Below are 10,970 nucleotides of genomic sequence, written 5' to 3'. Positions count from 1 at the left end.
AATTATTTTATCTTATCTTCAATTATTAATGTTTCAACAAATTGCTTTTAAAGTAGTTCAAGATATTCGTATGAAGGTTTATGAACATGTTCACTCGTTGGCTTTTTCATTCTTTGATAAAACACCAATTGGAAGCATAGTATCTAGAATTACGAATGATACAGAAGCAATTAAGGATTTTTACGTAAGTGTTTTAGCAACATTTATTCAGCAAATCGTCTTTTTAGTCGGTATTATTATTGCGATGTATAGTTTGGATGTAAAACTTGCTTCAATTTGTTTAGGTTTAGTGTTTATTGTTTATTTTGTAATCCTCACCTACCGTAAGAAGAGTTTTCCGTTTTTTATGGAAACAAGAGGACAATTAAGTAATTTAAATGCAAAACTGAATGAGCATTTGCAAGGTATGTCTATCATTCAAGCATTTAATCAACAAAAGCGACTTCAAAGTGAATTTGAACATGTAAACGAGTCACATTATCAAGCAGGTGTTAAAACAATCAGGCTAGATTCATTATTTTTAAGACCAGCAACTGATTTAATTTATACAATCGGTATTATGTTTGTATTAAGCTTTTTTGGGATTGCTTCATTTAGTAATCCTGTTGAAATTGGAACTGTTTATGCTTTCGTTAGTTATTTAGAAAGATTTTTTGAACCAATTACGCAAATGATGATGAAGCTTTCATTATTGCAACAAGCAGTTGTTTCTTCTGCAAGGGTGTTTGATTTAATGGATGAAGAACAAAAAGCACCAGTACAACAAGGTTCGAATTCACCAAAAATAGTAGAAGGAAGTATTGATTTTAAAAATGTTTCATTTGCATATGATGGTGTGCATAATGTCATTCATGATTTGTCTTTTTCTGTTTTGCCAGGGCAATCAGTGGCTTTTGTGGGGCATACTGGAAGTGGTAAATCGACGATTATGAACTTATTATTACGCTTTTATGATGTGAAAGATGGAGAAATAAGTATTGATGATCAAAAACTATCTTCTTTTCAAGAAAGTGAATTACGTTCTAATATAGGATTAGTTTTACAAGACCCTTACTTATTCGTAGGAGACATTAAAGGGAATATTTCTATGTATAATGACACCATAAGCGAACTTGATATGAAAGAAGCAGCAGAATTAGTAAGAGCAAATGAATTTATTGAAAAATTACCAAATGGGTATGATGAGGTAGTAGTGGAACGAGGTTCAACCTTATCTAGTGGTCAGAGACAGTTAATTACTTTTGCTAGGACAATTGCAGCGAAACCAACTATTTTAATTCTTGATGAAGCAACAGCAAATATTGATAGTGAAACGGAAGAAGCAATCCAAACAGCCCTAACAGCAATGAGAAAAGGAAGAACCACAGTTATTATTGCTCACCGTTTATCTACGATCCAAGATGTTGATTGTATATATGTACTACAAAAAGGAAGAATAGTAGAATCGGGGAACCATCAAGAACTTCTTGCTAAGCAAGGGCTTTATTACAATATGTATTTACTGCAAAATAAAGGATCACTTCAATTAGCAGAGTAGTACGTAAGTTGTTAAAGCTTATAAATTAAATTTAAGGAGTCAAAAAGAAACTTCCAACCATTTTATGGCTGGAAGTTTCTTTTTGCTTATCAATTAAAAGGTCTGTTAATGTTTATTATTGATCCATTTAAAAATATAATTTCATAATGAGTACTGTTCCAATCGAACCAAATACAACAAATATAATATGCAATCTAAGTATAGAAAGAATAATAGCAACAATCCCACCTAAAAGTCCTACACTGATATTTCCTTTTTCTACTGTTAATATACCTGGGAAAATTAGTGCACCTAATGCTGCGTAGGGAACACCTTTTAACCAAGAAGTAACCCAGTTTGGAAATTGAACGCGATCTACAATGAATACAGGGAGTATCCTAGGAATCATTGTGACTAAACACATACCAAGAACAAGAAGAAATACGATCATTTTTTGTCTTCTCCTTTCATTAAAACGATAGCTAGTAAACTTGCAATTACTGATGCTAAAATGAGTGACCAGCCTTGACTTAATAGTTTTGAAAATGAAAAGTTTAATAGCATACTCACAAATACAATGATGCAAGCACGCCAATTCGTTCTAACTGCTGGTGTTAATAGTCCAATAAACATAGCATATAATGATATTCCCATGCTTTCACCTATTACTTTAGGAATAAGTGTAGAAAAAACAACGCCTAATAAAGTACCAGAAATCCATGTTGTATAAGCAATTGTATGTAAGGTGATTAAGTATATGGAAGATTGACTACCTGAATTTGTTTTATTACCAAGAGTTGTTACTGCAAAGTTTTCATCTGTTAATGTAATAGATAAATAGATTTTATGCCAAAATGGTAAATTCTTGAATTGATTGTTAAAAGATAAGCTCATGACGAAATTCCTAAAATTTAAAATGAGTGTTGCAATATATATTTGAACTAAACTAACGCCAGCAATATACATAGATAATCCCATAAATTGACTTGCACCTGCATAGACAAGTGCACTAAAAGAAAGAGTATTTAGTATGTCAATCTCAGATTGTTTTGCAATTAATCCAAATGTAAAAGCAACTGGTAAATAGCCAATGATTAAAGGAACAGCTGCCAAAAAGCCTTCTTTCATTTCTTTACTACGATTCATTTTTTCAGGTGTGCTTTTTGTTTGTTGAAGTAATGTTGACATATAAATCTCCTTTCATAGAGTGGTGGAGTTAATTTGTTAATCCCTACACGATTAAAGTCAAGAAGGGAACACATCACGCCATATCTATTAAATTATATTTGAACTACTATTCGACAAAAGTTCTTTTCTTCCTTTAATAAAAGTATTTTAAATTAACATTATCATATGATTATACTATAATGTTATGTAGAATGTTGAAATGAGAAAGGGAGTTTGTTAATGGGGGACTTAAATATTGGTATTGCATTCGGAGCAGGATTTCTTTCCTTTATTTCTCCTTGCTGTTTACCAATTTATCCAGCGTTTTTATCATATATTACTGGGGTATCTTTAGGTGATTTAAAAAGTGAGAATAGAATACATAAAAGTAAATCGTTATTACATACGTTATTCTTTCTATTAGGTTTCTCGATTATTTTTATCGTGCTAGGATTTAGTACGTCCTTCATTGGGTCGTTTTTTATGCGCTATCAAGATTTTATTCGCCAAATAGGAGCGATATTAATTGTATTTTTAGGTTTGATTGTAACGGGGATCTTTCAACCGAAGTTCTTAATGAATAACCGCCAATTTCAATTTTCGAAACGACCTAGTGGATATTTAGGTACGATGTTAATTGGTTTAGCCTTTGCAGCAGGTTGGACACCTTGTACAGGTCCAATTTTAACTTCTGTTTTTGCTTTAGCTGTTAGTAATCCAAGCTCTAGTCTATTTTATATGCTTGCTTATACACTTGGATTTTCTATTCCATTTTTTGTTCTTTCCTTTTATTTAGGTTCATTAAATTGGATTAAAAAATACTCGCATAAAATTGTCGTTTTCGGTGGATATATTATGATTCTAATGGGGATTATGTTATATTTTGACTGGCTGACAAAAATTACTATTTATTTTACGAGATTTACCGGTGGATTTACTGGTTTTTAATCAATTGGCGTTGAATTGTAATCTTAAAATATATAGGTTATAGTTAAAGTATATTCTGATATTCTCTAACACAGGGGGCTTAGTAGTGGCAAGGATTTTAATCGTAGATGATTCTTTATTCATACGTACGAAAATTGGAGAAGTTGTTAAAAACGCTGGTTATGATGTAATAGGATTTGCATCAAATGGGGAAGAAGCCGTCAAATTTTATTCACAACTAAAACCAGACCTTATGTTACTCGACATCACGATGCCACTAAAAGATGGATTAACAGCACTAAAAGAAATTAAAGAAAATCACCATGATGCAAAAATTATCATGTTATCTGCTATGACGCAAGATAATGTAGTAAATGAAGCACTTCAATACGGTGCATTAGATTTTATTGAAAAACCAGTGCATGATCTTCAAATCATCACAGCACTAGAGAGAATATTTAGTCTTCAAGATTGAAATAAAAAGGTAGTGAAGAAATGAGTAAGGATATGAGTATTATCGTAAGTACTGTTTTTGCGACAGTAATGGCTCTTGGAGTGATTGTTGTCCGCTTAAAAGCTGCAAAGAAACCAACAAACTTAAAAAAAATTATATTGCCACCATTTTTTATGAGTACTGGAGCACTGATGTATATCGTTCCAGAGTTCAGATTAAATGGTTTTGAAGTACTTGAGGCAGTATGTATTGGTCTGTTTTTTTCATTATTCTTAATTAAAACGTCGAAGTTTGAAATTGTAGATAATGAAATTTATTTAAAAAGATCTAAATCATTTGTATTTATCTTACTTGGTTTATTAATTGTTCGAATTATTATGAAGCTTTATTTAAGTTCAAGTATCGATGTAGGTCAATTAAGTGGAATGTTTTTCTTACTTGCATTCTCAATGATTGTACCGTGGCGTTTAGCGATGTATAAATCATATACAAAAATGAGAAGACAGCTTCCAGCAAATACAATTATTACATGAAAAAAAGTGTACCATTAAGGTACACTTTTTATTTTGCTAGTAAATGTTGATACTCGGTAAAATCAATTTCTTTTTTCTTTAGGGTTTTTACTAAAAATGCATGATCCCTTTTAGGAGTTGCCTTAATATAACCTTCAATAATTAAACCTTGTGTAATTTGTGTAGCGTTAGCAATGATGGCTAATTCACCAATCTTACCTGCAATTTTATCACGAGCAACATCTCTAAATAATGAAGGGACTGGTTTTACAAGTTCCTCTAGTAACTCCTTTTGCTCAGTTGACCACAAATGTCTTGTTTGTTGTAAGTATTCATCTTGCCAATCTAAAATGGATTTGCCATCTTCTTTTGGAAGTCTTTTTAAAAACTTTCTGAACATGAAATATCCACCAATTGACATCATTCCTAATAAGAAAATTGTCCAAATGACAATCATAATTTGCGACCATACCGAAAACATATGTATCCTCCTTGTTTCCATTAAACAATAAACATATCACTATTATAGTAAGAAAATGAGGGAACTATCAAGCAAGTACGAGTGATTTTGTCAAAAAATGACCATTTTTTTTAGGGTACTAGTTTCATTTTGGGGATTTGATACATATAGTAGAAAAAACAATTAAAAAAGTCGTAGAGGAGGCGAACGATTGTGGAACAGGCTAAATTCTCTTCTCACTTTACTTTTCTGAGTGTTTTATTCTATATGGCAGCATGTTCACTGCTTCTAATCTTTCTGTACAAGTTGATATCTTTACTAGTTGGAACTGGAAATGAATATACGGGGTATTTACAGATGGGGGTAGTAATCGTTGTATTAATGATTACTGCATATCGTTTGATTAAAAGCGATATCGTGATCAACCAGGATGAAATCGTCATTCATAAAGGATTCGTTTCTTTAAAAGTTAAAATAAAAGAAATTACTGAAATTAAACAATTAGTTGAGGTTTATGGTAGAAATAAGGAATTAATTACATTATTAAATGATCAACAAGAAGAAATTAAACAAAAGAAATCAAAATTATCAATGGCTACCAGAGCAGAAAAGGTACTGCCTCAAAAAAATGAACTTACAAAGCTAAACGATTTGATAGTACAAGCTAAAGATAAATTGCAAAAAGAACATCTTTCGTTAACTGAAATCCTTCAATTAATCGAAATAATTTCATTAAAAGTTGCCACACTTCCTGAAAAAAATAAAGAGTTATCAAACTTCGAGCATCATTACAGTCAATTATTAGAACTGAAAGATAGTATAGTGAACTATCAAAAACTTGAAGAGAACTATGTAATGAAAACTAAACAGTTAAAGCAACTAGAATTTGATGGACAAAAACTTCGAGAACAACTATCGAAAGAAAATGAAGAGTTGTCTCAATTGAAAAATGAGATTATTAATTTTGAAGGTATTTATGAACAGTGGAATCAAATCACACTGTTGAAACAGCAAGTACATCAAAAAGGTGGCTTCGCAAAACGAATTGTCTTTGCAAAAAATGATTTAGATGGCAAGTTAAAAGATTATGAAGTTAATGATGCAATTTTAAAAGAACAAGTAAATAAATTAAATAGTTTAGAAATGAACATGTTACAACAAAAAGCAGCCTATTTAGCAAAGGATTTAAAAGATCAAGAAGAGTGTCCAGTGTGTGGAAGTACCCACCACCCTTCAATTGCCAAATTTGCAGGTGATGTAAACGAACATGAAGTTGAGATATTAAAAACTCAAGTAACAAAATTACAAAACCAATTAGCAACAAAACATGGTGAAATAAAAAATTTAGAAAATACAATTCAGCTTGATCAACAATCGTTTATTGAGGAGTATGGGGAATTTGATTTTTCAAATGAAGGCTTGCTATTTTTAGCTAATGAATTTAAAGAAATTGATGCGAACTTATCAAGTATTTCAGAACGAAAAGAATCCTTTGAAAAAATACAAAAAGCTTTAAAAGAATTCGAGAACTTTAATCAAGAACAAATTAATGAGATTGTACACTCAATGGTTTTGGCTGGATTAGATCAACATATGCCACTTGCTAAAATGGCAGTTGAAGAAACTGGTCGTGGAGTTTATGAGGATAAAATTATTAAAAATATATTTGCAACAGAATATATTTGGAATGCAATTAAAAATAATAAAACGGTTGGAATCATCAGTGAAGATGAACAAACAGGTATTACAGAAATAGCGGAACCTGTTGGAGTAATTGCCGGAGTAACACCGACAACAAACCCAACTTCAACAACATTATTTAAAGCGATTATTGCAATTAAAACTAGAAATCCAATCATATTCGCGTTTCATCCGTCTGCACAAAAGTGTTCTAAAGAAACAGCTAGGATTGTTCGAGACGCTGCTGTAAAAGCTGGAGCACCAGAAAACTGTGTACAATGGATTGAAGTGCCGTCAATTGAAGCGACAAAATGTTTAATGAATCATGAAGGAGTAGCGCTTGTATTAGCTACAGGTGGCGCTGGTATGGTTAAATCAGCTTATAGTACTGGAAAACCTGCATTAGGTGTTGGACCTGGTAACGTACCATGTTACATTGAAAAATCAGCAGATGTAAAAAGTGCAGTAAATGACTTAATCCTATCAAAAACATTCGATAATGGAATGATTTGTGCATCTGAACAAGCAGTTATTGTTGATGAAGAAATTTATAATGAAGTAAAAAATGAATTAAAATTAAATAATTGTTATTTTGCAACGAAAGAAGAGAAGAAGAAGCTAGAAAAGCTTGTTATTAATGAGACAACATGTGCTGTAAATGGTGACATTGTAGGTAAATCAGCATTTGAAATTGCATCATTAGCAGGAGTAAAGGTTCCAGTGGATACAAAAATATTAATTGTTGAATGTACAAGTGTTGGAGCAAAAGAGCCTTTAACTAGAGAAAAATTAAGTCCAGTGTTAGCAGCAATCAAAGTGAAAGATAAAGTAGAAGGTTTTAAACGTTGTGAAGAAATGCTCGAACTTGGTGGATTAGGACATTCGGCAGTAATTCATAGTCGTAATGAAGAAATCCAAAAAGAATTTGGATTAAGTATGAAAGCGTGTCGTGTCATTACAAACTCTCCTTCAGCACACGGTGGAATTGGTGATTTATATAATGCATTTATTCCATCATTGACATTAGGATGTGGTTCTCATGGGAAAAACTCTGTTTCTTCAAATGTTACTACAGTTCATTTATTAAATATTAAAAAATTAGGAAGAAGAAATATTAATATGCAATGGGTAAAGCTTCCACCGAAAATTTATTTTGAAAAATATTCAACTGCTTATTTAGAAAAAATGCCTAATATTACGAAGGCTTTTATCGTAACAGATGAAGCAATGGTAAAACTTGGTTACGTAGATGTCATTAAATATTATTTAGAAAAACGTAATGGATCAATCCAAATTGAAATATTCTCAGATGTTGAACCAGATCCTTCAGATGTAACTGTAATGAAAGGTGCAGAGAGAATGAGAACATTTGGACCTGACACAATTATTGCATTCGGTGGCGGTTCAGCAATGGATGCAGCAAAAGGTATGTGGATGTACTTTGAATACCCTGAATCTACTTTAGATGGTCCAAAACAAAAATTCTTAGATATAAGAAAGCGTGCATATAAATATCCTAAACTAGGACGTAGAGCTCAGTTTGTTGCAATTCCAACAACTTCAGGTACTGGTTCAGAAGTAACGCCATTTGCTGTAATTACTGATAAAGCAAATAATATTAAGTACCCATTAGCTGACTATGAGTTAACTCCTGATGTTGCGATTATTGATCCTCAATTTGTAACAACAGTACCGAAAAGTATTACTGCGGATACTGGTATGGATGTTTTAACACATGCAATTGAAGCTTATGTAAGTGTATTAGCTAACGATTATACTGATGGTCTTGCATTACAAGCAATTAAGTTAGTATTTAATTATTTACCTAGAGCTTACCGAGATGGCAATGATTTTGAAGCTCGTGAGAAAATGCATAATGCATCCGCGATTGCAGGGATGGCATTTGCAAATGCATTTTTAGGAATTAACCATAGTCTGGCACATAAAATCGGAGCAGAGTTCCACATTCCACATGGTCGAGCAAACGCGATTCTAATGCCACATGTTATCCGATATAATGCTAAGAAGCCAACTAAGTTTACGGCTTTCCCTAAATATAAACATTTCATCGCTGACGAACGTTATGCAGAAATTGCACGTATGTTAGGGTTACCAGCTTTAACAACTGATGAAGGAGTAGAAAGTTTAATTACTGCTATCATAAACCTAGCAAAAGAATTAAATATTAATATGAGTATAGAAGCACAAGGAGTTAGTGAGAAAGAGTTTAAAGAGAAAGTATCATATTTATCCGACAGAGCTTTCGAAGATCAATGTACTACAGCAAACCCGAAATTACCTCTTGTTAAAGAGCTTGAAGAAGTTTATATGAATGCATTTAAAGGTTGTTAAATAAAGCTTTTTTCAAAAGTTAGGTGTTTTAAAAAGTAAACTCTTGATGATAAGCAGATTAGAACGGAGATGCTTTGCTCCAGTGGTACGTATCTAGGGTCCTTACGTTCCAATCTAATAAGATTACTTGTTAATCAACAAAGTTAACAAAACAGTCATAAATTATAATTTAATATTTAAACTAAGGGGGGCGCCTATTAAGGTGCTCCTTTTTTGAACTTTCTTGTTTTGGTATAATAACCATATTGAAAGTGGTGATTTGAAATGAAAATACATAAAAAAGTAAATTCCTGGTGCCAGGTAGAAATAAGTAAAGAACATACGAATCAAACAATAGAATCATATTTAAAGAATGAGTGGCAATTTCCTAAAAAATTACTCCATGAATTAAGAATGGAAAAAGCATGTAAAGTTAATGGGGAAATAAAACCTTGGAATACAAATCTTCTTGATGGAGATCAAATTGAATTCCTTTTATTTAGGGATGAGGATTATGGAGTCATTCCTCAAAAACAATCGATAGAGATATGTTATGAAGATGATCATTTATTAATTGTCAACAAACCATATGGTGCCGAAACACATCCTAATGAAAAAGGACAATTAAACACGTTAGCCAATGGGGTAGCTTATCATTTTGAATCAATGGGGCTTAAAACAAAAGTACGTCATATACATCGATTAGATAAAGACACAACAGGTGGAGTCGTCTTCGCTAAGCATGCTTTAAGCAGCGCTGTGCTTGATTCGATGCTGAGTCAAAGGAAAATAAAACGTACTTATACGGCAATTGTAGAAGGAGATGTAAAATCTACAGAGGGGACTATAAATAAGGCAATCGGTAAAGACAGACATCATCCTACTAAAAGAAGGGTATCACCTAATGGGGACAAAGCAATCACACATTATAAGAAAATAAAATATATGCCAAAATTAAATGTAACAATTGTTGAATGCCGTCTTGATACGGGGAGAACACATCAAATTCGTGTACATTTAAGTTATTTAGGCTATCCAATACTTGGAGATAAAATTTATGGAAGCAAATATAAGTTATTGAATCGTCAAGCATTACATGCAAGTAATGTCCAATTCATTCATCCATTTTTAAAAGACAATCTAACCATCAATATACCGTTTCCATCTGATTTAAAACAAATACTAAATGTAAAGTGAGATGAATGAAAATGATTTTAGAAGTAATTGCTACAAATGTAAAAGATGCTATTGATGCACAGAAATTTGGGGCAAACCGAATTGAATTAGTTAGTGGAATTGCCGAAGGGGGATTAACGCCTAGTTATAGCACAATAAAAAATGTTATTAAAAATGTGTCTATTCCAGTTCATGTAATGATTAGACCGCATAGTCGCTCTTTTGCATATGATCAATACGATGAAGAAGTAATTTTAAGTGATATTGATATATGTAATGAACTTGGTGCTAGTGGTATTGTATTTGGTGCATTAACAAAAGAAAAATCAATAGATGAAAATCTATTAGGAAAAGTATGTAAACGTACTAATGGAATGAATTTTACATTTCATAGAGCAATTGATGAAGCAAATGATATAATCGCTGCCATACATATATTGAAACAATTTCCGGAAATCACACATATTCTTACATCTGGCGGTATGAATAGTGCGATTGATGGAGAAGACGTTATTAAGCAAATGAATGATTTAACAAAACAATCTAATATTAAGATAGTAGCAGGAAGCGGGTTATCTATTTATAATGTTGCCAAGTTTATTCAACAAACGAATGTAAACGAGGTACATTTTGGTTCTGGCGTTAGAAAGAATCAATCATCTATTGAAAAAATCGATTCTTATATGATGGGAAAACTACTTGAGCAATTGAAGCATACTAATTAGACATAATAAAAAGTAGTCCACT

The 10,970-nt window shown here is 32.1% G+C and carries 10 protein-coding genes; 7 read left to right on the top strand and 3 right to left on the bottom strand.

The window, feature by feature from the left end:
- Nucleotides 1-1,537, top strand: a 1,537-nt coding sequence (locus tag V7056_RS11805; protein ID WP_499702135.1) for an ABC transporter ATP-binding protein, incomplete at its 5' end; no start/stop codon positions are given.
- Nucleotides 1,538-1,664: 127 nt separating this feature from the next.
- On the opposite strand, the gene V7056_RS11800 is transcribed toward V7056_RS11805, so the two are convergent.
- The gene (locus V7056_RS11800) at nucleotides 1,665-1,967 is read right to left on the bottom strand and encodes an AzlD domain-containing protein (protein ID WP_499702133.1); all 303 of its coding nucleotides are present in this window, start codon (nucleotides 1,965-1,967) and stop codon (nucleotides 1,665-1,667) included.
- Nucleotides 1,964-2,704 (bottom strand): AzlC family ABC transporter permease, encoded by a 741-nt coding sequence (locus V7056_RS11795; RefSeq protein WP_499702131.1) that lies wholly within the window; start codon nucleotides 2,702-2,704, stop codon nucleotides 1,964-1,966. The genes V7056_RS11800 and V7056_RS11795 overlap by 4 nt, the downstream gene beginning before the upstream one ends.
- Nucleotides 2,705-2,923: 219 nt before the next feature.
- Here V7056_RS11795 and V7056_RS11790 point away from each other — a divergent pair, with 219 nt between their 5' ends.
- From V7056_RS11790 to V7056_RS11780, 3 genes are all read left to right on the top strand, one after another.
- Nucleotides 2,924-3,631 (top strand): cytochrome c biogenesis CcdA family protein, encoded by a 708-nt coding sequence (locus tag V7056_RS11790; RefSeq protein WP_499702129.1) that lies wholly within the window; start codon nucleotides 2,924-2,926, stop codon nucleotides 3,629-3,631.
- A gap of 85 nt (nucleotides 3,632-3,716) precedes the next feature.
- Nucleotides 3,717-4,085 (top strand): response regulator, encoded by a 369-nt coding sequence (locus V7056_RS11785; RefSeq protein WP_087998282.1) that lies wholly within the window; start codon nucleotides 3,717-3,719, stop codon nucleotides 4,083-4,085.
- Nucleotides 4,086-4,117: 32 nt separating this feature from the next.
- Complete coding sequence (locus V7056_RS11780; protein ID WP_499702149.1) at nucleotides 4,118-4,597, top strand: CcdC family protein; 480 nt, start codon at nucleotides 4,118-4,120, stop codon at nucleotides 4,595-4,597.
- 28 nt (nucleotides 4,598-4,625) lie between these two features.
- On the opposite strand, the gene V7056_RS11775 is transcribed toward V7056_RS11780, so the two are convergent.
- Nucleotides 4,626-5,057 carry a DUF2621 family protein gene (locus V7056_RS11775; RefSeq protein ID WP_499702127.1) on the bottom strand — a complete coding sequence of 144 codons (432 nt, stop codon included), beginning with the start codon at nucleotides 5,055-5,057 and terminating at the stop codon, nucleotides 4,626-4,628.
- Between the two features lie 192 nt (nucleotides 5,058-5,249).
- Here V7056_RS11775 and adhE point away from each other — a divergent pair, with 192 nt between their 5' ends.
- From adhE to V7056_RS11760, 3 genes are all read left to right on the top strand, one after another.
- Entirely contained in the window at nucleotides 5,250-9,068 is a 3,819-nt protein-coding gene (gene adhE, locus V7056_RS11770) for a bifunctional acetaldehyde-CoA/alcohol dehydrogenase (RefSeq protein WP_499702125.1), read from the top strand.
- Nucleotides 9,069-9,332: 264 nt separating this feature from the next.
- Nucleotides 9,333-10,244, top strand: a complete 912-nt coding sequence (locus V7056_RS11765; protein ID WP_499702123.1) for an RluA family pseudouridine synthase — start codon at nucleotides 9,333-9,335, stop codon at nucleotides 10,242-10,244.
- A gap of 11 nt (nucleotides 10,245-10,255) precedes the next feature.
- Nucleotides 10,256-10,948 carry a copper homeostasis protein CutC gene (locus V7056_RS11760; protein ID WP_499702121.1) on the top strand — a complete coding sequence of 231 codons (693 nt, stop codon included), beginning with the start codon at nucleotides 10,256-10,258 and terminating at the stop codon, nucleotides 10,946-10,948.
- Nucleotides 10,949-10,970: the final 22 nt, after the last annotated feature.

Origin of the sequence: Bacillus sp. JJ664 (assembly GCF_036962205.1) — a bacterium.
Classification (GTDB): domain Bacteria; phylum Bacillota; class Bacilli; order Bacillales; family Bacillaceae_G; genus Gottfriedia.
This window is presented reverse-complemented; position numbering and strand designations above follow the sequence as displayed.